At 65.3% G+C, this 21,453-nt stretch carries 18 protein-coding genes; 13 read left to right on the plus strand and 5 right to left on the minus strand.

Translation table 11 applies throughout. From position 1 onward, the window contains the following. The first annotated feature begins 11 nt into the window (after positions 1 to 11). The 4 genes from mexE to AC3WL2_RS05995 all read left to right on the plus strand — a co-directional run bounded on the left by mexE (position 12) and on the right by AC3WL2_RS05995 (position 6,859). Positions 12 to 1,253, plus strand: coding sequence for a multidrug efflux RND transporter periplasmic adaptor subunit MexE (gene mexE, locus AC3WL2_RS05980; RefSeq protein WP_038705949.1), 1,242 nt, complete (start codon positions 12 to 14; stop codon positions 1,251 to 1,253). Between the two features lie 12 nt (positions 1,254 to 1,265). Beyond that, complete coding sequence (locus AC3WL2_RS05985; protein ID WP_038705948.1) at positions 1,266 to 4,445, plus strand: efflux RND transporter permease subunit; 3,180 nt, start codon at positions 1,266 to 1,268, stop codon at positions 4,443 to 4,445. Next, positions 4,442 to 5,857, plus strand: coding sequence for an efflux transporter outer membrane subunit (locus tag AC3WL2_RS05990; protein WP_102684637.1), 1,416 nt, complete (start codon positions 4,442 to 4,444; stop codon positions 5,855 to 5,857). Before AC3WL2_RS05985 ends, AC3WL2_RS05990 begins: the two co-directional genes overlap by 4 nt. A gap of 384 nt (positions 5,858 to 6,241) precedes the next feature. Continuing rightward, a complete protein-coding gene (locus tag AC3WL2_RS05995; protein ID WP_038705946.1) occupies positions 6,242 to 6,859 on the plus strand; it encodes a LysE family transporter in 618 nt (205 codons plus the stop codon). Between the two features lie 97 nt (positions 6,860 to 6,956). On the opposite strand, the gene AC3WL2_RS06000 is transcribed toward AC3WL2_RS05995, so the two are convergent. From AC3WL2_RS06000 to AC3WL2_RS06010, 3 genes are all read right to left on the minus strand, one after another. Next, positions 6,957 to 8,018 (minus strand): hypothetical protein, encoded by a 1,062-nt coding sequence (locus AC3WL2_RS06000; RefSeq protein WP_146022586.1) that lies wholly within the window; start codon positions 8,016 to 8,018, stop codon positions 6,957 to 6,959. 95 nt (positions 8,019 to 8,113) lie between these two features. Beyond that, positions 8,114 to 8,509, minus strand: coding sequence for a hypothetical protein (locus AC3WL2_RS06005; protein ID WP_102684639.1), 396 nt, complete (start codon positions 8,507 to 8,509; stop codon positions 8,114 to 8,116). A gap of 56 nt (positions 8,510 to 8,565) precedes the next feature. Beyond that, the gene (locus AC3WL2_RS06010; RefSeq protein WP_102684640.1) at positions 8,566 to 9,267 is read right to left on the minus strand and encodes an NUDIX hydrolase; all 702 of its coding nucleotides are present in this window, start codon (positions 9,265 to 9,267) and stop codon (positions 8,566 to 8,568) included. Positions 9,268 to 9,409: 142 nt separating this feature from the next. Here AC3WL2_RS06010 and AC3WL2_RS06015 point away from each other — a divergent pair, with 142 nt between their 5' ends. The 5 genes from AC3WL2_RS06015 to AC3WL2_RS06035 all read left to right on the plus strand — a co-directional run bounded on the left by AC3WL2_RS06015 (position 9,410) and on the right by AC3WL2_RS06035 (position 14,781). Next, positions 9,410 to 10,060, plus strand: a complete 651-nt coding sequence (locus AC3WL2_RS06015) for a nicotinamidase (protein WP_102684641.1) — start codon at positions 9,410 to 9,412, stop codon at positions 10,058 to 10,060. Then, complete coding sequence (gene pncB, locus AC3WL2_RS06020) at positions 10,057 to 11,256, plus strand: nicotinate phosphoribosyltransferase (RefSeq protein WP_102684642.1); 1,200 nt, start codon at positions 10,057 to 10,059, stop codon at positions 11,254 to 11,256. Before AC3WL2_RS06015 ends, pncB begins: the two co-directional genes overlap by 4 nt. A 155-nt stretch (positions 11,257 to 11,411) precedes the next feature. After that, entirely contained in the window at positions 11,412 to 12,785 is a 1,374-nt protein-coding gene (gene ppnN / locus AC3WL2_RS06025; protein WP_046855903.1) for a nucleotide 5'-monophosphate nucleosidase PpnN, read from the plus strand. A gap of 216 nt (positions 12,786 to 13,001) precedes the next feature. After that, entirely contained in the window at positions 13,002 to 13,652 is a 651-nt protein-coding gene (locus AC3WL2_RS06030; protein WP_094011156.1) for a TIGR04211 family SH3 domain-containing protein, read from the plus strand. A gap of 118 nt (positions 13,653 to 13,770) precedes the next feature. Further along, on the plus strand, positions 13,771 to 14,781 hold the full coding sequence (locus AC3WL2_RS06035) for a zinc-binding alcohol dehydrogenase family protein (RefSeq protein WP_102690666.1): 1,011 nt from the start codon (positions 13,771 to 13,773) through the stop codon (positions 14,779 to 14,781). A gap of 47 nt (positions 14,782 to 14,828) precedes the next feature. Here AC3WL2_RS06035 and AC3WL2_RS06040 read toward each other — a convergent pair whose 3' ends face one another. Both AC3WL2_RS06040 and AC3WL2_RS06045 read right to left on the minus strand, forming a co-directional pair. Continuing rightward, complete coding sequence (locus AC3WL2_RS06040; RefSeq protein WP_102684934.1) at positions 14,829 to 15,734, minus strand: LysR family transcriptional regulator; 906 nt, start codon at positions 15,732 to 15,734, stop codon at positions 14,829 to 14,831. Then, complete coding sequence (locus AC3WL2_RS06045) at positions 15,731 to 16,693, minus strand: GlxA family transcriptional regulator (protein WP_102684935.1); 963 nt, start codon at positions 16,691 to 16,693, stop codon at positions 15,731 to 15,733. Before AC3WL2_RS06045 ends, AC3WL2_RS06040 begins: the two co-directional genes overlap by 4 nt. A gap of 103 nt (positions 16,694 to 16,796) precedes the next feature. Between AC3WL2_RS06045 and AC3WL2_RS06050 the strand changes: the two genes are divergently transcribed. The 4 genes from AC3WL2_RS06050 to glcE all read left to right on the plus strand — a co-directional run bounded on the left by AC3WL2_RS06050 (position 16,797) and on the right by glcE (position 21,444). Next, the gene (locus tag AC3WL2_RS06050; RefSeq protein ID WP_102684936.1) at positions 16,797 to 17,585 is read left to right on the plus strand and encodes an SDR family NAD(P)-dependent oxidoreductase; all 789 of its coding nucleotides are present in this window, start codon (positions 16,797 to 16,799) and stop codon (positions 17,583 to 17,585) included. 72 nt (positions 17,586 to 17,657) lie between these two features. Then, a complete protein-coding gene (locus tag AC3WL2_RS06055; RefSeq protein ID WP_102684937.1) occupies positions 17,658 to 18,878 on the plus strand; it encodes a M20/M25/M40 family metallo-hydrolase in 1,221 nt (406 codons plus the stop codon). A 20-nt stretch (positions 18,879 to 18,898) separates the two neighbouring features. Further along, the gene (glcD, locus tag AC3WL2_RS06060; protein WP_102684938.1) at positions 18,899 to 20,398 is read left to right on the plus strand and encodes a glycolate oxidase subunit GlcD; all 1,500 of its coding nucleotides are present in this window, start codon (positions 18,899 to 18,901) and stop codon (positions 20,396 to 20,398) included. Beyond that, positions 20,398 to 21,444, plus strand: a complete 1,047-nt coding sequence (gene glcE / locus AC3WL2_RS06065; protein ID WP_102684939.1) for a glycolate oxidase subunit GlcE — start codon at positions 20,398 to 20,400, stop codon at positions 21,442 to 21,444. The genes glcD and glcE overlap by 1 nt, the downstream gene beginning before the upstream one ends. The last annotated feature ends 9 nt before the right edge of the window (positions 21,445 to 21,453 follow it).

Here is a 21,453-nt window from a genome sequence, read left to right on the forward strand (position 1 = left end):
CGGAGTTCTCCATGGATCACTCACTCAAACCCTTGCGCTTCCCCCTCGCTGCCCTGGCAGTGGTGGTGCTCAGCGCTTGCGGTCGCACCCCCGACGCCGTGCAGGCTCCCGCCGCGCCCAAAGTCAGCGTAGCCAAGGTGATCGAACAGCCGATCAACGAATGGGACGAGTTCACCGGCCGCCTCGAAGCACCGGAAACCGTCGAGGTACGCCCACGGGTGTCCGGCCAGGTCGACCTGGTGGCCTTCACCGAAGGCGCCCAGGTGAAGAAAGGCGACCTGCTGTTCCAGATCGACCCGCGCCCGTTCCAGGCCGAAGTCCGCCGCCTCGAAGCCCAGCTGCAACAAGCCAAGGCCACCGCCATCCGCAGCGCCAACGAAGCCCGCCGTGGCGAGCGCCTGCGTGACAGCAACGCCATCTCCGCGGAACTGGCCGAGTCGCGCACCAGCGCCGCCGCCGAGGCCCGCGCCGGGGTCGACGCGATCCAGGCCCAGCTCGACCTGGCCCGCCTGAACCTGAGCTTCACCCGCGTCACCGCGCCGATCAGCGGCCGGGTCAGCCGCGCCCAGTTCACCGCCGGCAACATCGTCACGGCCGACGTCACCCCGCTGACCAGCGTGGTCTCCACCGACAAGGTCTACGCCTACTTCGACGCCGACGAGCGCGTGTACCTCAAGTACAGCCAGCTCGCCCGCGACGGCCAGCGCGGCCAGAGCACCCCGGTGTACCTGGGCCTGACCAACGAGACCGGCAACCCGCACCTGGGCCAGATGAACTTTGTCGACAACCAGGTCAACCCGCGCACCGGCACCATCCGTGGCCGCGCCGTGTTCGACAACCGCGACGGCCAGTTCACCCCCGGCCTGTACGCGCGCCTGAAGCTGGTCGGCAGCGCCCAGTACGACGCTGTGCTGATCAACGACGAAGCGGTCGGCACCGACCTTGGCAAGAAATTCGTGCTGGTCATGGACAAGGACAACAAAGCGGCCTACCGCGCCGTGGAACTGGGGCCCAAGCTCGAAGGCCTGCGTATCGTGCGCAGCGGCCTGGGCAAGGACGACCGCATCGTGGTCAAGGGCCTGCAGCGCGTGCGCCCAGGCTCGCCGGTCACCCCGGAGGAAACGCCGATGGCCAGCGAGCAGACCCTCGCCGCCCTCGCCCAGCAGCGTCAGGCCCTGGAAGCCAGCAACCCGGCGCCAAAGGTTGCCGGCGCCAATGTCAAAGTCGCCAGCGCCCAAGCGCCGCGCGGTTAAGGGACAACACCGATGAACTTTTCGAAATTCTTCATTACCCGGCCGATCTTCGCCGCGGTGCTGTCGCTGGTGCTGCTGATCGCAGGTTCCATCTCGCTGTTCCAGCTGCCGATCAGCGAATACCCCGAAGTGGTACCGCCCACCGTGGTGGTGCGCGCCAACTTCCCCGGCGCCAACCCCAAGGTGATCGGCGAGACCGTCGCCGCGCCGCTTGAGCAAGCCATCACCGGTGTCGAGAACATGCTGTACATGTCCTCGCAATCCACCGCCGACGGCAAGCTGACCCTGACCATCACCTTCGCCCTGGGCACCGACCTGGACAACGCCCAGGTGCAGGTGCAGAACCGCGTCACCCGTACCCAGCCCAAGCTGCCGGAAGAAGTGACCCGTATCGGCATCACCGTCGACAAGGCCTCGCCCGACCTGACCATGGTCGTGCACCTGACCTCGCCGGACAACCGCTACGACATGCTCTACCTGTCCAACTACGCCATCCTCAACATCAAGGATGAGCTGGCGCGCCTGGGCGGCGTGGGCGACGTGCAGCTGTTCGGCATGGGCGACTACTCGCTGCGCGTGTGGCTCGATCCGAACAAAACCGCCTCGCGCAACCTGACCGCCAGCGACGTGGTGGCCGCGATCCGCGAGCAGAACCGCCAGGTCGCCGCCGGCCAGCTCGGCGCCCCGCCCGCCCCCGGTTCGACCAGCTTCCAGCTGTCGATCAACACCCAGGGCCGCCTGGTCAACGAGGAAGAGTTCGAGAACATCATCATCCGTGCCGGCGCCAACGGCGAGATCACCCGCCTGAAGGACATCGCCCGGGTCGAACTCGGCTCCAGCCAGTACGCCCTGCGCTCGCTGCTGAACAACCAGCCGGCGGTGGCCATCCCGATCTTCCAGCGCCCGGGCTCCAACGCCATCGAGATCTCCGACGAAGTGCGGGCAAAGATGGCCGAGCTGAAGAAGGACTTCCCCGAAGGCATGGACTACAGCATCGTCTATGACCCGACCGTGTTCGTCCGTGGTTCCATCGAGGCGGTGGTGCACACCCTGTTCGAAGCGCTGGTCCTGGTGGTGCTGGTCGTCATCCTGTTCCTGCAGACCTGGCGCGCCTCGATCATTCCGCTGCTGGCCGTGCCCGTGTCGCTGATCGGTACCTTTGCGGTCATGCACCTGTTCGGTTTCTCACTCAACGCGCTATCGCTGTTCGGTCTGGTGCTGGCCATCGGTATCGTGGTGGACGACGCCATCGTCGTGGTGGAGAACGTCGAACGCAACATCGGACTGGGCCTGAAACCGCTGGAAGCCACGCAAAAGGCCATGAGCGAAGTGACCGGGCCGATCATCGCCACGGCGCTGGTGCTGTGCGCCGTGTTCGTGCCGGCGGCGTTCATCTCGGGCCTTACCGGGCAGTTCTACAAACAGTTCGCCCTGACCATCGCCATCTCCACCGTGATCTCGGCGTTCAACTCGCTGACCCTGTCGCCGGCCCTGGCCGCCGTGCTGCTCAAGGACCACCACGCGCCCAAGGACCGTTTCTCGCGGTTCCTGGAAAAACTGCTGGGCAGCTGGCTGTTCGCCCCGTTCAACCGCTTCTTCGACCGCGCCAGCCATGGCTATGTCGGTGGCGTGCGCCGGGTCATCCGCTCCAGCGGTATCGCCCTGTTCGTGTATGCCGGCCTGATGGGCCTGACCTACCTGGGCTTCTCGTCCACCCCGACCGGCTTCGTGCCGTCCCAGGACAAGCAGTACCTGGTGGCCTTCGCCCAGTTGCCTGACGCCGCCAGCCTCGACCGCACCGAGGCGGTGATCAAGAAGATGAGCGAGATCGCCCTCAAGCAGCCAGGCGTGGCCGACTCGGTGGCCTTCCCGGGCCTGTCGATCAACGGTTTCACCAACAGCCCGAACAGCGGCATCGTGTTCACCCCGCTCAAGCCGTTCGACGAGCGCAAGGACCCGAGCCAGTCGGCGGCAGCCATCGCGGCCGCACTGAACGCCCAGTTCGCCGATATCCAGGACGCCTACATCGCGATCTTCCCGCCTCCGCCGGTACAAGGCCTGGGCACCATCGGCGGCTTCCGCCTGCAGATCGAGGACCGCGGCAACCTGGGCTATGAAGCGCTGTACAAGGAAACCCAGAACATCATCGCCAAGAGCCACAACGTGCCGGAACTGGCGGGCCTGTTCACCAGCTACCAGGTCAACGTGCCGCAGGTCGATGCCGCCATCGACCGGGAAAAGGCCAAGACCCATGGCGTGGCGATCAACGACATCTTCGACACCCTGCAGGTCTACCTGGGCTCGCTGTACACCAACGATTTCAACCGCTTTGGCCGCACCTACCAGGTCAACGTCCAGGCCGAGCAGCAGTTCCGCCTCGACGCCGAGCAGATCGGCCAGCTGAAGGTACGCAACAACCTGGGCGAGATGATCCCGCTGGCGACCTTCCTCAAGGTCAGCGACACCTCGGGGCCTGACCGCGTGATGCACTACAACGGCTTCATCACCGCCGAAATCAACGGCGCTGCGGCCCCCGGCTACAGCTCCGGCCAGGCCGAGGCTGCAATCGAGAAGCTGCTCAAAGAAGAGCTGCCCAACGGCATGACCTTCGAGTGGACCGACCTGACCTACCAGCAGATCCTCTCGGGCAATACCGCACTGTTCGTGTTCCCGCTGTGCGTGCTGCTGGCGTTCCTGGTGCTGGCCGCCCAGTACGAAAGCTGGAGCCTGCCGCTGGCGGTGATCCTGATCGTGCCGATGACCCTGCTGTCGGCCATCACCGGGGTGATCATCTCCGGTGGCGACAACAACATCTTCACCCAGATCGGCCTGATCGTACTGGTGGGCCTGGCGTGCAAGAACGCGATCCTGATCGTCGAGTTCGCCAAGGATGAACAGGCCAAGGGCCTCGACCCGCTGGCTGCGGTACTGGAAGCCTGCCGTCTGCGTCTGCGGCCGATCCTGATGACCTCGATCGCCTTCATCATGGGTGTGGTGCCGCTGGTGTTCTCATCCGGCGCCGGTGCCGAGATGCGTCACGCCATGGGTGTGGCGGTGTTCTCGGGGATGATCGGGGTGACCGTGTTCGGCCTGTTCCTGACCCCGGTGTTCTTCTTCCTGATCCGCCGTTTCGTCGAGCGTCGCCAGGCCCGCAAGGCCGAGCACGCCGTGGCACTGGAGAACCATGCATGAAGTTGCTCAAACCCCTGACCCCGAGCCTGCTGGCACTGGCCCTGGCGGCCTGCGCGGTGGGCCCGGACTACCAGGCCCCGCTGACCGAACCGGCCAAGCTGGACGCCGGCCTTGAAGCCAAAGCCTATGACCGCAGCCGCTTCGAGAGCGTGTGGTGGAAACAGTTCGACGACCCGGTGCTGAACCAGCTGGTGCAGGCATCGCTGGACGGCAACCGCGACCTGCGCGTGGCCTTCGCCCGCCTGAAAGCGGCGCGGTCGATTCGCGAGGACGTGTCCAACGACCAGATCCCCGTGGTCACCAGCCGCGCCAGCAGCGAGCTGGGCAAGGGCCAGGTCCCTGGCCAGACCGAGCGCCGAGTCAACAGCGAACGCTATGACCTGGGCCTGGACATGGCCTGGGAGCTTGACCTGTTCGGCCGCATCCAGCGCCAGATCGAGGCCAGCGAAGCCCAGGAAGCGGCGGCCGAGGCTGACCTGCAGCAACTGCAGGTCAGCCTGATCGCCGAGCTGGTCGACGCCTACGGTCAATTGCGTGGCGCGCAACTGCGCGAGCAGATCGCCGTGGCCAACTTGAAGACCCAGCAGCAGTCGCGGGACATCACCGTGACCCTGCGCGACACCGGGGTCGGCAACGAGCTCGACGTGGTGCGCGCCGACGCCCGCCTGGCGGGTGTCGAAGCCACCGTGCCGCAATTGCAGGCCGAACAGGTACGGGCGAAGAACCGCATTGCCACCCTGCTCGGCCAGCGCCCGGACGCGATGGCCGTGGACCTGTCGCCCAAGGCCCTGCCGGCCATCGCCAAGGCCTTGCCGGTGGGCGACCCCGGCGAGCTGCTGCGCCGCCGCCCGGACATCCGCAGCGCCGAGCGCCAGCTGGCTGCGGCCACTGCCAACGTCGGCGTGGCCACCGCTGACCTGTTCCCGCGGGTCAGCTTGAGTGGCTTCCTCGGCTTCACCGCCGCCCGCGGTTCGCAGATCGGCTCCTCGGCGGCCAACGCCTGGGCGCTGGGCCCGAGCATCACCTGGGCGGCGTTCGACCTGGGCAGCGTGCGCGCCCGCCTGCGCGGCGCCAAGGCCGATGCCGAAGGGGCGCTGGCCAACTACGAACAGCAAGTGCTGCTGGCCCTGGAAGAGTCCTCCAACGCCTTCAGCGACTACGGCAAGCGCCAGCAGCGCCTGCTGGCGCTGATGCGCCAGAGCGACGCCAGCCGCAAGGCGGCGGACCTGGCCTCGGTGCGCTACCGCGAAGGCACGGTGGATTACCTGGTGCTGCTCGACGCCGAGCGCGAGCGCCTGAGCGCCGAAGACGCCCAGGCCCAGGGCGAGGTCGAGCTCTACAGCGGCATCGTCGCGATCTACAAGGCGCTTGGCGGCGGCTGGCAACCCGAAGTGGTGGCCAGTTCGCGCTGACCGCCCCCTGATGTGAAGACTCCTTTGGTTGGTTCCTCCCCCAACCGTTTGCCCCGAAGGCCTTGGTCTTCGGGGCTTTTTTATGCGCCGCTGGTGCCTAGGCGTATCCCCTGGATCGGCCTTTCAAGGTGTTCGGCGTTGGAGTTGCAGCGTTCTTGAGATCGAGCGCCGCACGGGCGGCGCTCGATCTGATAGGCAGAGCAAGGCTTGCGGTGAACACCTGGAGGCCCTTACTCGGTCAATAGTCTCGGGCGCAAAGACCTAGGATCGGCCTCACGCTCTTGACCGCCAGCAACACCTCCCTGTGCCGTCATGGCTTTGCAACTGCCGCGAATAATGGCATATATCGTAATCTGCCCGCCCAACACCCCCAGGAGAATCCCCATGCTCGGCGTGACCGACTACGGCGCTTTCGTGATCGCGTTCCTCATCCTCCTGGCGATCCCCGGGCCCGGCAACTTCGCCCTGATCACCGCCACCGGCAAGGGCGGCATCAAGGGCGGGCTGGCCGCCACCTTCGGGGTGATCCTTGGCGACCAGGTGCTGATGTGGCTGGCGGTGGCCGGCGTGGCCACCTTGCTGGCCACCTACCCCACCGCCTTCCACGTGGTGCAGTGGGCCGGCGCCGCCTACCTGGCCTGGCTCGGCCTGCGCATGGTGCTGAGCAAGCCCGGCGGCGCCCCGCGCGAGAGCCGCATGGCCAGCGGCCGCTACCTGCGCCAGACCATGATGATCACCCTGCTCAACCCCAAGGCGATCATGTTCTACATGGCGTTCTTCCCGCTGTTCATCGACCCGGTGCGCCACCAGGGCGTGGTCACCTTCGCCTTCATGGCGCTGACAGTGGCCGGGCTTACCTTGCTCTACGGGCTGATCGCGGTGTTCCTTACCCACCGACTGGCCGAGCGCATGCGCGCCAGCCCGCGCATCGCCAACCTGCTCGAACGCCTGGCAGGTGCTTGCCTGGTCGGCTTCGGCATTAAGCTGGCGGCGATGCGCTGAGGCTCAGGCGTCGTGTAAACATAGAACCATTGACGAACCTGCGGATATCATCGCACCGACTCATCCGCAGTCGATTCGATTGCCACCGAATCGGCACTCACACACTCGAGCTGGGAAACAGGTGCTGCTCAACAAGGAACTTATCAATTCCTCCCAGCTCGAGCCGGGATCTGCAAAATATCTTTTTCATCCCTTCGTCCAGCATCCCCTTGAATCCAGGAGAAAATATCAACCTATCCTTGAGCGCAAGCATTAAGTCAGAGACATCCCATCGCCCCTGCTGCGTCGAAATATCACAATATTCGAAAATCTCCTGCTTGAATCTATTATCAAGCGCTCCAACATAGAAAAACGACTCTCCATCAAAATTCTTTTTTGCCAGGAACGTAAAAAAATAATCCTCTCCTGGACGCGTCGTGTCCATACAGGTAGAAAACATATAGCCAGGCTCATTAACCGAAAACTTCTTCACCACAATCGGCTGCTTGCCTTCCTGCACATCAACCGCCACTTTATCGTGAACATAGGCAACCCGTTCTCTCGCTGCCTGCTGATCATCAAGATGCCCCATCATTATCAGCCTGGCTTCTTCAAACCCATCCCCAGGGTTTTCAAGCGCAATTGCCTCAAGCTCATCAACCATAATCTTCATAGCGCGTATTTTCTGGTCGCATTCAGTCTTCTCCCTTCCGAGCGTTCTCATGAACTGAAGGTTCATCAAATGAAAATTGTCTGGGTCGGACATCTTGTCGAGCTCAAAAAACAATTTGCCATCATGCTCCTTGCAATAACCAATGAATGTCGTAGCCGACTTCACAGGCGTCTCTTTGAAGCACATCTCATAGGGATTTCCTCTTAGATCATCCGTGAGAACGTCTACAAACACTCGATCATTTTCCCTTTCAGCAAGGAACCTGATCTGTCGACTTTCAGCTATCTCGTGCGACCTGATCGCGGCATTTGTACAGCCTTGAAAGCAACAGAGAAAATCGCTTGCTTTCACCTTGGCGCGCAGACGATTGAAAGCCTTTCTGAAGCTATTCCTGAGGCGATCACTCGGATTACTCAATAAGAAAGATCTAACAACCTCCGCCAGCACTTCATCCTGCTCAGCCAACTCCGCCACCAAGGCTTCAACACCTAGATAATCCAAATCCACTGTTTCGCTCCCCATTTATTAGCCGATACGCAGCAGAGTGAAGCAGTATTTCTGTATTAAATTGAATTGCAAGCATCGCCGCCACGTATTGGATTTCAAGCATCGCGCAGCAGGTCGTGGGCGTCGAGCAGGCGGAAGGCCACCTGCGGATTGCGCTCCAGCCCGCGGCGGATGGCAGCGGGGATCGACTGGCGGGTCTTGCGGCACAGCCCCGTCTGCACCGCAAGCTCGATGACAATACCGCGCATGGTGCGTACCTCGTTGAAGCCCGGGGCGATATGCACGCGGATGCCCAGTTGTTCGTAGAGGCGCGCCTGCAGGCGCTGCAGGTCCTCCAGATCCTTCAGGTTTTCCAGGCGCTCGACCAGGCGCTTCTCCTCCTCGCGGGTGAGCAGCAGGATGCGCCGCTCGGGGCCCTCGGCCAAGTGTTCGCGGCCGCAGTCGCAGGCGCCCGGCGGACAAGGGTGGCGTATGGGAGGCAGGTTTGTCATGGGGCAAGGATAGTCGCTACTCGACAACTGCAGGAAGAGCCCGCGACCTGTCCTGACTATCCTCCCGCCAGCAGGCTCCGATCGAACATGAACGCCCCGTTCCCCTGCGGCGTATGCCGGTACAGTTGCTGTGGCCGTCCCAGCCTGGGCTGGTTCTTCTCGCCGGTGTCCTGCACCCAGCCTTCGCTCTTCATGCGTTCAAGGCGTTTGCGCAGCGAGGTGTTGTTGACCACCTGCCCCAGGCACGCCTGCACCGCTGCCAGAGCGTCCAGCACAGTGAACCGCTCGGGCGCCAGGTACAACGGCAGGTTGGTGTACACGGCCTTGGCCGCCAACCGCTCACCGGCGCGCTCGACCAGCAGGCCATGGTCGAACGGCAGCGACAGCTCACGCGACAGAACGCTTTGAAGGTCAAAGAAGGCAACCTGGGCGTTTTCTACCACGACCGCCGGATCGAGCAGCGCCAGATAGTAGGTGCTCAAGGTCCAGCCCCGTGGGTCGCGAACGCCATTGCCTTCAGTGCCTACCTGTTCCAGATGGCGGGGGACCACCTTGGCCTTTTCCGCCAGGACACGGGCGGCGGCGGCATCCAGACTGTTGTCCGAGGTGCTGCCATTGACGATCACACCTGGCAGGGCCCATTGCCCTTCGTAAGGCTCGCGTCCACGCCGGTGCAACAACACCTCCAGGCGAAGGGTGTGCGGCGACAGGCGCAGGGCAATGATATCCACGCTGGCCAGGACTTGTGCTGTGCTCACGGTACGATTCCTTCTGATAACCCGCCTATATTCCACCAGGGCCATTAAATCTATCAAGGGCTAATTCTAATGTGGGAATAGCCTTGACACACATAGTACACCAGATGAATTATATGGCCATCTCAGCCGAGGACCTCTGCCCATGATCATCGCCAGCTTCGACGTCGACGCGCAAAACGGCTTTACCGCCAACGCTCCCCAGGAGTTGCCGGTACCTGGCGGCCACCTGATCGCGCCTGCGCTCAACACCATGGCCCAGCGTGCCACGCTGCGCTTGGGCAGCAAGGACGCCCACCCGGCAAACGCCGCCTGGGTAGTCGCCGAGCCGGCCCAGATGCTGCAACCCCTGGCCCTGGCCAACGCCGACCTGACCTGGGTCAGCCACTGCGTCCCCGGCACGCCTGGATTCGAACTGCTCCCCGGCCTGCCCGCCCCCATCGACTACGACTACTTCGTCTGGAAAGGCGTCGAACCCGACCTGCACCCCTACGGCGCCTGCTACCACGACCTGGCCGAACGCCGCTCCACTGGGGTCATCGAGTTCCTCAAGGTGCAACAGGTGCAGGCGATCATCGTCGGTGGCCTGGCGCTGGACTACTGCGTGCGCACCACCGCCCTGCAACTGCGCCGCGCCGATTTCGAGGTGTTGGTGTACCTGCCGGCCTGCCGTGCACTGAGCATCGAAGGCGCACAGGCTGCCTGCACTGAAATGGCCAATGCGGGCATCCAGCTGTGCGGCGACGAACAGGCCCTCGACGCCCAGCTCAGCGCTCTCAAGGAGGCTCGCCCATGAGCGACAGCGTTTTTGGCCCACGGATCATCCAGAACCTGCTGGACACCGACTTCTACAAGATCACCATGATGCAGGCGGTGCTGCACAACTACCCCAACGCCGAGGTGGAATGGGAGTTCCGCTGCCGCAACAACGAGGACCTGGCGCCCTACCTCGCCGAGATCCGCTACCAGGTCGATCAGTTGGCCGATGTGTCGATCACCCACGACCAGTTGGCCTACCTGGAGAAGATCCCGTTCATCAAGCCGGACTTCATCCGCTTCCTCAGCCTGTTCCGCTTCAACCTGCGTTTTGTGCAGGTGGGCCTGGACGACGCCGGGCAGCTGGCGATCCGCCTGCGCGGCCCCTGGCTGCACGTGATCCTGTTCGAGATCCCGCTGCTGGCGATCATCAGTGAAGTACGCAACCGCTATCGCTACCGCGAGGTGGTGATCGAACAGGTCGGTGAGCGCCTCTACCAGAAGCTCGACTGGCTCAAGGCCGAGGCCAGCGGCGACGAACTGGCCGGCCTGCAGTTGGCCGACTTCGGCACCCGCCGGCGTTTCTCCTACCGGGTGCAGGAAGAGGTGGTGCACATCCTCAAGCGCGATTTCCCCGGGCGCTTCGTCGGCACCAGCAACGTGCACCTGGCCCGCGAGTACCAGGTCAAGCCTATCGGCACCATGGCCCACGAATGGTTCATGGCCCACCAGCAGCTCGGCCCGCGCCTGGTGGACAGCCAGGCCGCCGCCCTCGAGTGCTGGGTGCGCGAGTACCGCGGCCAGCTTGGCATCGCCCTGACCGACTGCATCGGCATGGACGCGTTCATGAAGGACTTCGACCTGTACTTCGCCAAACTCTTCGATGGCCTGCGCCATGACTCGGGCGAGCCGCTGGCCTGGGCCGAGAAAGCCATCGCCCACTATGAACGGCTGGGTATGGACCCGAAGGGCAAGACCCTGATTTTCTCCGACGGGCTGGACTTCGAGAAGATGCTGACCCTCTACCGCGCCCTGCACGGGCGGATCAACGTCAGCTTCGGCATCGGCACCAACCTGACCTGCGACATCCCCGGCGTCACGCCGATGAACATGGTGATCAAGATGACCGCCTGCAACGGCGCGCCGGTGGCGAAGATTTCCGACAGCCCAGGCAAGACCCAATGCCGGGATGAGAACTTCGTGGCGTACCTGCGGCATGTGTTCAACGTCCAATAACCCCGGGGCTGCCATGCAGCCCTTTCGCCGGCAAGCCGGCTCCCACAGGCTAGGCACTGCGGTCCAAGGTTTTTCACCAAGGCCCTCGTTGCCACGCACATTTGCTTGTATGGTGTTGTCCAAGAAGGATGTTTTACCCGCACAGGAAAGACCAGATGCCCCAACGCAATGTCATCAACGCCTCCGTCAGCCCCAAGGGCAGCCTGGAGACGCTGTCGCAACGTGAAGTCCAGCAACTGAGCGAAGTCGGTACCGGCAGCCTCTACACCCTGTTCCGCCAGTGCGCCCTGGCCATCCTCAACACCGGCGCCCATGTCGACAATGCCAAGACCATCCTCGAGGCCTACAAGGACTTCGAGGTGCGCATCCACCAGCAGGACCGCGGCGTGCGCCTGGAACTGCTCAACGCCCCGGCCGACGCCTTCGTCGATGGCGAGATGATTGCCAGTACCCGCGAGATGCTGTTCAGCGCCCTGCGCGACATCGTCTACACCGAGAGCGAACTGGCCAGCCAGCGCATCGACCTGGAAAGCTCGCAAGGCATCACCGACTACGTCTTCCACCTGCTGCGCAACGCCCGCACCCTGCGCCCCGGTGTCGAGCCGAAGATGGTGGTGTGCTGGGGCGGCCACTCGATCAGCACCGAGGAATACCAGTACACCAAGAAGGTCGGCCACGAGCTGGGCCTGCGCAAGCTGGATGTCTGCACCGGCTGCGGTCCGGGCGTGATGAAAGGGCCGATGAAGGGCGCCACCATCGCCCATGCCAAGCAGCGCATGCACGGCAGCCGCTACCTGGGCCTGACCGAGCCGGGCATCATCGCCGCCGAGGCGCCCAACCCGATCGTCAACGAGCTGGTGATCCTGCCGGACATCGAGAAGCGTCTTGAAGCCTTCGTGCGTGTCGGCCACGGCATCATCATCTTCCCCGGCGGCGCCGGTACCGCCGAGGAGTTCCTCTACCTGCTCGGCATCCTCATGCACCCGGACAACCAGGGCCTGCCGTTCCCGGTGGTGCTCACCGGGCCGCGCAGCGCCGAGCCGTTCCTGCTGCAGTTGCATGCCTTCGTCGGCGCCACCCTCGGCGAGGCGGCGCAACGCCACTACCAGATCATCATCGACGACCCGGCCGAAGTGGCCCGGCAGATGGTCGAGGGGCTGAAGGCAGTCAAGCAGTTCCGCCGCGAGCGCAACGACGCCTTCCACTTCAACTGGCTGCTGAAGATCGACGAAGGCTTCCAGCGCCCGTTCGACCCGACCCACGAGAACATGGCCAACCTGGCCCTGCGCCGCGACTTGCCGCCCCATGAGCTGGCGGCCAACCTGCGCCGGGCGTTCTCGGGTGTCGTTGCCGGCAACGTCAAGGACAAGGGCATCCGCCTGATCGAGGAGCACGGGCCTTACCAGATCCGCGGCGATGCGGCGATCCTCGACCCGCTCGGGCGCCTGCTGCAGGCGTTCGTCGACCAGCACCGCATGAAGTTGCCCGGTGGGGCCGCGTATGTGCCGTGCTATGAAGTAGTGGCCTGAGGGCACTGGGGGCCGCTTTGCGGCCCTTTCGCCGGCGAACTGGCGCCCACAGCAGCCAATAACTCCTGATTTTTCGCAATATTTTGCAGATATTTCCTGCGCCAGGTGGTGAACCTGCCCACAAAAAAACGGTCTTTCGCTGACGGTCAATCCACCCGACCGGATCGCCGGCCCAGTCATCGGGCCTTCATTCGTCCTGTTTCAGCGAAGACCAGCATGCCAGACATCCAGCCCGCTTCCCCTGCCCTCACCGCCCTGCGCGGTGGCCTGATCGCCGCCCTGATCGCCCTCGCCGCCCCGGCCCACGCCGAAGAGCCGGCCACTGATGCGCGTTGGGTCAGTGACAGCCTGAACACTTACGTACGCAGCGGCCCTACCGATGGCCACCGCATCGTCGGCACGCTCAAGTCCGGGCAGAAGGTCACCCTGGTCACCAGCCAAGGCAACTACAGCCAGGTACGCGGGCAAAGCGGCGACCTGGTGTGGATCCTCACCAGCGACCTGCAGGCGGTGCCCGGTCAGAGCGAGCGCCTGCCGCAGCTCGACGCCCAGGTGGCCGAACTGTCCGGCCAGCTCAAGACCATCGACGACAGCTGGAAGAACCGCGTGCAGGGCATGCAGGAGACCCTCGACTCGCGCAAGGCGCTGATCGACGAGCTGGAAACCCGCAACAAGGCACTCAACGAGCAGCTCGAGCAGAGCCAGTCGAGCCTGCGCGACACCCAGGCGCGCCTGGGTGACGAGAACAAGCAGGTGATGATGCGCTACATGGTGTATGGCGGCAGCATCGCCGGCGCCGGGCTGCTGGCGGGGCTGATCCTGCCGGCGCTGACCCGTGGGCGCAAACGCAACGATCGCTGGTTCTGACCAGCATGGCCGCTACATTTTCAAGAAAATGCTGAAACTGTTCCCGTGATTGCGATGTTTTTGCGATAAATCTTGCAGGCTAAGGTTGCCCTACCTACCACTCAGGGACCCTGATGCCATGAAAGCCATCGTCTTCACCCAACACGGCCTGCCGCTTACCGACCCGGCCTCGCTCTATGACAGCGACCTGCCCGCCCCTGTCCCCGGCCCACGCGATTTGCTGGTGGAGGTCCGCGCCATCGCGGTCAACCCGGTCGATACCAAGGTCCGCGCCGGCAGCGGCAGCACCAGCCAACCCAAGGTGCTGGGCTGGGATGCGGTCGGTGTGGTGCGCGCCATCGGTGAACAGGTGACCCTGTTCCAGCCCGGCGACGAGGTTTTCTATGCCGGTGCCATCGACCGTCCCGGCAGCTACAGCGAACTGCATCTGGTCGATGAGCGCATCGTCGGCCACAAGCCGCGCAGCCTGGACAATGCCAGCGCCGCCGCCCTGCCGCTGACCTCGATCACCGCCTGGGAGCTGCTGTTCGACCGCCTGGGCGTGCGCGAAGGCGGCGGCGAAGGGCAAAGCCTGCTGATCGTCGGCGCCGGCGGTGGCGTGGGCTCGATCCTCACCCAGCTGGCGCGCCAGCTCACCAACCTCACCGTGATCGGCACCGCCTCCCGCCCTGAAACCCAGGCCTGGGTACGCCAACTCGGCGCCCACCAGGTGATCGATCACAACCAGCCGCTGGCACCCCAGCTGGAGGCAGTGGGCATTGGCCAGGTGGACCTGGTGATCAGCCTGACCCACACCGACCGCCACTTCGCCCAGTTGGTCGAGGTGCTGCGCCCACAAGGCCGCCTGGCACTGATCGACGACCCGGCCAGCCTCGACGTGGTGCCCCTCAAGCGCAAGTCGCTGTCGTTGCACTGGGAGCTGATGTTCACCCGTTCGCTGTACCAGACCACCGACATGATCAAGCAGCACGCACTGCTGGAGCGAATCGCCGGGCTGGTCGATGAAGGCGTGATCAAGACCACGCTGGGCGAGCATTTCGGCGCGATCAACGCGGCCAACCTGCGCCGCGCCCACGAGTTGATCGAAAGCGGCAAGGCAAAGGGCAAGGTTGTACTGGAAGGTTTCTAGTCCGATAGGGGCCCTGTAGGCGCGATGACGTACCTGCAGGCGCCTTGCTAGCCAAGCTCGGCAAACTTCTCCCCGAGGTAGCTGCGCAACCGCTGGATCGCCGGCGACACCGCCTGGCGGTGCACGCACACCAGTTGCAGCGGCGCCACCTGGCAGCATTCTGGTGGGAACAGCTCCACCAGCCGCCCGGCCCGCACATCGGCCAGCACATCCAGCCGCGACTTGTAGACGATCCCCAGCCCCGCCACCGCCCAACGGCGAACGACATCGGCGTCGTCACTGGTGCGGTCGCCCGAAACGCTCACCGTCCTGACCCCGTCCGGCAGGTGAAAACCCCAACGCTCGTGGGTCTGCTCACCCATCACATAGCGCAGGCAGTTGTGCCCGGCCAGTTCCTCCGGCGTGCGCGGCGTGCCATGGCGGGCGATATAGCTCGGCGCGGCGCACAGCGTGCGGCGGTTGTCCGGGGCCAGGGGCAGCGCCACCAGTCCCGAATCGGCCAACTGGCCGTAGCGGATACTGGCATCCAGGCGATCCCCCACCATGTCCGCCACCTGGTCGCTCAGGCGCAGTTGCAGGCTGATGCCCGGGTGCTGCAACTGGAACTCGTCGAGCCAGGGCAGCAGCACATTGCGCCCCAGGTCCGAGGGCATCGACAGGCGCAGCGCCCCGCCGATCTCTTCGCGCCCTTGCTCCAAGGCCATTTCGCCCTCTACCAGTGCCTCGAGCACCTGCCGCGCATGGGGCAGGTAGCGCTGGCCTTCATCCGACAGGCGCAGGCGCCGGGTCGAACGCACCAGCAGGCGGAACCCCAGGCTGCGTTCCAGGCGCTGCACGGCGCCGCTGGCCAGGGCCGGCGAGATGTCCAGCTGGCGCGCCGCCGCGGAGAAACTGCCGGTTGCCACGGTACTGACGAACACCTGCAGGTCGTCCATGCGCACGAGTTTCTTCATGCCGGCACCTCGCTGTCCAGGCGCCGCGCATCGCGGCGCACGGCCTGCGGCGGAATGCCGAAGCCGCGCAGGAACGCCTCGCGCAGATGCCGACGATCGCGAAAACCGGTCTCGCGAGCTACCACATCAAGGCTGTGGCGGCTCTGTTCGATCAACAGCCGCGCCGCCTCCAGGCGCAGCCGCTCGATGGCCTTGGCCGGCGATTCACCGGTCTCGGCGCTGAACACGCGACTGAACTGACGCGGGCTCAGGTGCGCCACCTCGGCCAGTGTCTCGACGGTCAGGGGCTGCCCCAGGTGCCCGCGCACATGCTCCAGCGCCGCCTGGATACGGTCCGAGCGTGGCGCCATGGCCAACAGCTGTGAATGTTGCGATTGCCCGCCCGAACGGCGCTGGTGCATCACCAGGCGATGGGCCACGCCCCGGGCGATCTCGGCGCCCAGGTCCTGCTCGACCATGCCCAGGGCCATGTCGATGCAGGCGGTCATGCCGGCCGAGGTCCACAGGTTGCCATCGGCGATGAAGATGCGGTCTTCCTCCAGCTGGATGCGCGGGAACATCTCGCGGAACTCACGGGCAAAGGCCCAGTGGGTGGTGGCGCGGCGCCCGTCGAGCAGGCCGGCCTGCGCCAGTATGAAAGCCCCGGTGCAGATGCCCGCCGTGCGCCGGGCCTGGCCGCCGAGGCGCCGCACCAGTGTGACCGACTCGGGTGTAGGCGGTAAGTCGACCGGCGACAAGGTGCCCGCCACCAGCCAGGTATCGGCATGGCTCGGCGACCCTACCGCCTGGGTGTCGAGCACCAGGCCCAGCGACGAACGCAGCGGGCCGCCTGCGACACTGAAGTTGCCCAAGGCGTAGACCGGCCGCCCGGCCAGCAGGTTGGCGAACTCGAACACCGACTGCGAGGCCAGCGCCATCACCTGGAAACCTTCGCACAACAGATAACCGACCCGATGCATGGGTACACTCCGGAGCATGTCTCGAATACGTACTATATGCGTCATTTGCGCCAACGGCAAAGCCTAGCATCATGGCCTCACCCCAACCCACGGAGTCACAACCATGAGCTCGAAAGGCACCGCACTCATCACTGGCGCATCCACCGGCATCGGTGCTGTGTACGCCGAACAACTGGCCCGCCGTGGCCACGACCTGATCCTGGTGGCGCGCAACCGCGAACGCCTCAACGCGCAGGCTGAGCGCCTCACCACCCTGACCGGCCGCAGCGTCGAGGTACTGCCGGCGGACCTGGCCGATGCCCGGGACCTGGCATCCATCGAAGCGCGCCTGCGCGAGGACGCCAGCATCGACCTGCTGGTCAACAATGCAGGGGTCGGCACCCACACTTCGCTGCTGGACAGCGACGTGGAGCAGATGAGCCGGATGATCGCCCTCAACGTCACTGCCCTCACCCGCCTGACCTACGCGGCGGTACCCGGTTTCGTCGGCCGCGGGCGCGGCGCGGTGATCAACATCTCGTCGGTGGTGAGCCTGGCGCCCGAACTGCTGAATGGCGTGTATGGCGCGAGCAAGGCCTATGTCACCGCCTTCAGCCAGTCGCTGCACAAGGAACTGGCCGGCAGCGGCGTGCAGGTCCAGGCCGTGCTGCCCGGCGCCACCGCCACGGACTTCTGGGCCATCGGCGGGCTGCCGGTGGAAAACCTCGACCCGGCTATCGTGATGACGGCGCAGGACCTGGTCGAGGCGGCGTTGCAGGACTTCGATGCGCAGCGGTTGATCTCGATCCCGTCACTGCATGAGTTCGAGCGCTACGAAGCCTTTGAAGGTGCCCGCCTGGGCCTGGCCGGGCAGTTGTCAAACCAGCGTCTGGCGCATCGTTACGGCCTGTAGACACGACGGCTCGGGCGGCCATTCATCGGGTAGGGTCTACGCTGAAGGGTTCATGACAACGAGACCCTGCCCATGCATCTGCGACTTTGCACTCTGGCCCTAGCCCTCGCCTGCGCCACCGCCCAGGCCGCCGAGCCCACGCCCCAGGAGCTGTACAGCCAGGCCCAGGCCGAACAGCCCCATTACCTGGAAACCCTCAAGTCCCTGGTTTCGGTGGACACCGGCACCGGTACCGAGGCGGGCCTGAAACAGGTCGGCGCCGAGCTGGTGAAACGCCTTGAGGCCCTGGGCGCCAAGGTCACCACCCAGCCGGCCACGCCGTCGGTGGGCGACAACATCGTCGGCACATTCAAGGGCACCGGCGACAAGGACTTCCTGCTGATGGTCCACTACGACACGGTGTTCGGTCCCGGTACCGTGGCCAAGCGCCCGTTCCGTATCGAAGGCGAACGCGCCTATGGCCCTGGCGTGGCCGATGCCAAGGGCGGCGTGGCGATGATCCTGCATGCGCTGAAGCTGCTGCAGGACCAGCAGTACAAGGGCTATCGCACCCTCACCGTGCTGTTCAACCCGGACGAGGAAATGGGCTCGGCAGGCTCCAGGCAGCTAATCGCCGAGCTGGCACGCCAGCACGACTTCGTCTTTTCCTACGAGCCACCGGACAAGGACGCGGTGACCGTCGCCACCAACGGCATCAACCGCCTGAAACTCACGGTGAACGGCCGTGCCTCCCACGCCGGCTCCGCGCCCGAGGCCGGGCGCAACGCGCTGATCGAACTGGCGCACCAGTTGCTGCAATTGAACGCTCTCGGCGACAAGGACAAGGGCACCACCGTCAACTGGACCCTGGCCAAGGCCGGGGAAAAGGCCAACATCATCCCTGCCCTGGCCAGCGCCGAGGCCGACATGCGTTATTCCGACCTGAGCGAGACCGAGCGGGTGCAGGAGAATGCCTTGCGGATCATCAAGAAGCAGTTGGTCGCCGATACCCAGGTCGAGCTGGTCATGGAAAAAGGCCGTCCGCCTCTGGCGAAGAACGACGCCTCCACGCAGCTTGCACAAACTGCGCGGCAGCTCTACAGCAAGATCGACCGGCAACTGCAGCCCATCGCCATGCGCTTTGGTACCGACGCCGGCTACGCCTACGTGCCCGACAGCGACAAGCCGGCCGTGCTGGAAACCCTGGGGGTGGTCGGCGCCGGCCTGCATGGCGACGACGAGTACATGGAGATCGCCAGCGTGGCGCCGCGCCTGTACCTGACGGTGGCAATGATCAGGCAACTGGCGCAATAGGCCACTGCGCAGGAGCGCCGATGAACATCCTCTACGACGAACGTGTCGACGGCCCATTGCCAAGCGTGGACAAGCCGGCGCTGCTGGCCGCCCTGCGCGAGGCCCTGCCCGACCTGGACATCCTGCACCGCAGCGAAGACCTCAAGCCCTATGAGTGCGACGGCCTCTCGGCCTACCGCACGCTGCCCCTGCTGGTGGCACTGCCCGAGCGGCTGGAGCAGGTGCAGGCGCTGCTGCGGCTCTGCCACCAGCGCGGAGTGCCGGTGGTAGCACGGGGCGCCGGCACCGGTCTGTCGGGCGGCGCGTTGCCGCTGAGCCAGGGCATCCTGCTGGTGATGGCACGGTTCAACCGCATCCTCGAAGTCAACCCGCAGGGCCGCTTCGCCAGGGTCCAGCCTGGCGTGCGCAACCTGGCGATTTCCCAGGCGGCGGCGCCCCACGGTTTGTACTACGCGCCGGACCCTTCCTCGCAGATCGCCTGCTCGATCGGCGGCAATGTCGCCGAGAATGCCGGCGGCGTGCACTGCCTGAAGTACGGTCTGACCGTGCACAACCTGCTCAAGGTGGAGATCCTCACCGTCGAGGGCGAGCGCCTGACCCTCGGCAGCGACGCCCTGGACAGCCCCGGCTTCGACCTGCTGGCGCTGTTCACCGGCTCCGAAGGTATGCTCGGCATCGTCACCGAGGTCACCGTCAAGCTGCTGCCCAGGCCACAGGTAGCGCGGGTGCTGCTGGCCAGCTTCGCCAGCGTCGAGGACGCCGGGCGCGCGGTGGCCGATATCATCGCCGCCGGGATCATCCCGGCAGGCCTTGAGATGATGGACAACCTGGCGATCCGCGCCGCCGAGGCCTTCATCCACGCCGGCTACCCGGTAGACGCGGCGGCGATCCTGCTGTGCGAGCTGGACGGGGTCGAGGCCGATGTGCAGGACGACTGCGTTCACGTCGATGCCGTGCTGCGCCAGGCCGGTGCCCGCGAGGTGCGCCTGGCCTGCGACGAAGCCGAGCGCGTGCGCTTCTGGGCCGGGCGCAAGAACGCCTTCCCGGCGGTGGGGCGCATTTCGCCGGACTACTACTGCATGGACGGTACCATCCCGCGGCGCGAGCTGCCGCGCGTGCTCGCTGGCATCAGCCAACTGTCCGAGACATACGGCCTGCGGGTCGCCAACGTGTTCCATGCCGGCGACGGCAACATGCACCCGCTGATCCTGTTCGACGCCAACCTGCCCAACGAGCTGGAACGCGCCGAAGCCCTCGGTGGCCGGATCCTCGAGTTGTGCGTGGCAGTGGGCGGCAGCATCACCGGCGAGCACGGCGTGGGCCGGGAGAAGATCAACCAGATGTGCGCCCAGTTCAACAGCGACGAGATCACCCTGTTCCACGCGGTCAAGGCCGCCTTCGACCCACGGGGCCTGCTCAACCCGGGCAAGAACATCCCCACCCTGCAGCGCTGCGCCGAGTTCGGCGCGCTGCATGTGCACCATGGGCAGTTGCCCTTCCCCGACCTGGAGCGCTTCTGATGGGCACGGATCTCAGCCAGCAGTTGCTGGAGCAGGTCAACCAGGCGTTGCGCCAGGGTACCGCGCTGCGCATCCAGGGCGGCAACAGCAAGGCCATGCTTGGCCGCCCGGTCACCGGCGAGCTGGTCGATACCCGTGGGCACAGCGGTATCGTCAGCTATGACCCTACCGAACTGGTGCTCACCGCCCGCGCCGGCACGCCGCTGCGCGAGATCGAGGCGACGCTCCGCGAGGCCGGGCAGATGCTGCCTTGCGAGCCGCCGCACCTGGGGCCCGAGGCGACGCTGGGCGGCATGGTCGCCGCCGGGCTTTCGGGGCCGCGCCGGCCCTGGGCAGGCGCGGTGCGCGACTATGTGCTGGGCACCCGGCTGATCACCGGCCACGGCAAGCACCTGCGCTTTGGCGGCGAGGTGATGAAGAATGTCACCGGCTACGACGTATCGCGGCTGATGGCGGGCAGCTTCGGTTGCCTGGGGCTGCTTACCGAGGTTTCGTTGAAGGTGCTGCCCAGGCCGCGCCAGTGCCTGGGCCTGCGCCTGGAAATGGATGCCCGCCAGGCGCTGACCAGGTTGGCCGAATGGGGCCAGCAGCCATTGCCGATCAGCGCCGCCAGCCACGACGGCGAGGCGCTGCACCTGCGCCTGGAGGGCGGCGAAGGCTCGGTGCGCTCGGCACGCGAGCGCCTGGGCGGCGAGATACTCGACCCGCAGTACTGGGGCGACCTGCGCGAGCAACGCCTGGCGTTCTTCACCGCGCCGGCCGCGTTGTGGCGGCTGTCCCTGCCCATCACCTGCGGCGTGCTAGATCTGCCCGGGCAGCAGCTGATCGACTGGGGTGGCGCCCAGCGCTGGCTCAAGTCCGAGGCGCCGGCGGCCACCCTGCGTGCCCTGCTGGCCGAGGTCGGCGGCCATGCCACCGTCTACGCGCCCGGCGACGACAGCAGCGCGCCTCTGGACCCGATGACGCTGCGCTACCACCAGGCGCTGAAGCGCCAACTCGACCCCCAGGGCATCTTCAACCCTGGCCGCCTGTATGCACACTTGTGAGGCCACGGC

It is taken from the genome of Pseudomonas sp. FW305-96, from assembly GCF_058783825.1.

Excerpts from the sequence above, each read along its gene's own strand:
- AC3WL2_RS06035 (WP_102690666.1), top strand. The coding sequence starts at position 13,771 with ATGAAAGCCATCGTCTTCACCCAACACGGCCTGCCGCTTACCGACCCG.
- glcD (WP_102684938.1), top strand. The coding sequence starts at position 18,899 with ATGAACATCCTCTACGACGAACGTGTCGACGGCCCATTGCCAAGCGTG.
- AC3WL2_RS06005 (WP_102684639.1), bottom strand. The coding sequence starts at position 8,509 with ATGACAAACCTGCCTCCCATACGCCACCCTTGTCCGCCGGGCGCCTGC.
- AC3WL2_RS05995 (WP_038705946.1), top strand. The coding sequence starts at position 6,242 with ATGCTCGGCGTGACCGACTACGGCGCTTTCGTGATCGCGTTCCTCATC.
- mexE (WP_038705949.1), top strand. The coding sequence starts at position 12 with ATGGATCACTCACTCAAACCCTTGCGCTTCCCCCTCGCTGCCCTGGCA.
- AC3WL2_RS05985 (WP_038705948.1), top strand. The coding sequence starts at position 1,266 with ATGAACTTTTCGAAATTCTTCATTACCCGGCCGATCTTCGCCGCGGTG.
- AC3WL2_RS06045 (WP_102684935.1), bottom strand. The coding sequence starts at position 16,693 with ATGCATCGGGTCGGTTATCTGTTGTGCGAAGGTTTCCAGGTGATGGCG.
- AC3WL2_RS06050 (WP_102684936.1), top strand. The coding sequence starts at position 16,797 with ATGAGCTCGAAAGGCACCGCACTCATCACTGGCGCATCCACCGGCATC.
- glcE (WP_102684939.1), top strand. The coding sequence starts at position 20,398 with ATGGGCACGGATCTCAGCCAGCAGTTGCTGGAGCAGGTCAACCAGGCG.
- pncB (WP_102684642.1), top strand. The coding sequence starts at position 10,057 with ATGAGCGACAGCGTTTTTGGCCCACGGATCATCCAGAACCTGCTGGAC.
- ppnN (WP_046855903.1), top strand. The coding sequence starts at position 11,412 with ATGCCCCAACGCAATGTCATCAACGCCTCCGTCAGCCCCAAGGGCAGC.
- AC3WL2_RS06030 (WP_094011156.1), top strand. The coding sequence starts at position 13,002 with ATGCCAGACATCCAGCCCGCTTCCCCTGCCCTCACCGCCCTGCGCGGT.
- AC3WL2_RS06055 (WP_102684937.1), top strand. The coding sequence starts at position 17,658 with ATGCATCTGCGACTTTGCACTCTGGCCCTAGCCCTCGCCTGCGCCACC.
- AC3WL2_RS06015 (WP_102684641.1), top strand. The coding sequence starts at position 9,410 with ATGATCATCGCCAGCTTCGACGTCGACGCGCAAAACGGCTTTACCGCC.
- AC3WL2_RS05990 (WP_102684637.1), top strand. The coding sequence starts at position 4,442 with ATGAAGTTGCTCAAACCCCTGACCCCGAGCCTGCTGGCACTGGCCCTG.
- AC3WL2_RS06040 (WP_102684934.1), bottom strand. The coding sequence starts at position 15,734 with ATGAAGAAACTCGTGCGCATGGACGACCTGCAGGTGTTCGTCAGTACC.